Below are 216 nucleotides of genomic sequence, written 5' to 3'. Positions count from 1 at the left end.
TCGCCGCGGCCAGCCAGCGCGCGGTGCGCCACCACCATGACGACGTCACCCCCGACACCAGCCCGGCTGCGGCGATCGGGGACACCGCGACCAGAAGCAGGATGATCGCCTGGCGGACGACCAGCTCGGCGGCGAACCCGGCCGCGGCGATTGACCCGAAGATCCCGGCGAACGCCATGATCACCGCCCGGGTCATGTCGGTCAGGCCTTCACCGA

1 pseudogene is annotated in these 216 nt (G+C 71.8%); it reads right to left on the bottom strand.

Features of this window, described 5'->3' with window-relative positions:
- Positions 1 to 196: pseudogene (locus FVA95_RS30600) on the bottom strand (hypothetical protein); the annotation flags it as partial.
- Between the last annotated feature and the right edge of the window lie 20 nt (positions 197 to 216).

The sequence above is a fragment of the Pseudonocardia sp. EV170527-09 genome (assembly GCF_008369905.1).
GTDB lineage: Bacteria > Actinomycetota > Actinomycetes > Mycobacteriales > Pseudonocardiaceae > Pseudonocardia.
The sequence above is the reverse complement of the archived record's forward strand: the minus strand, read 5'-3'. Positions and strand labels throughout refer to the sequence as shown.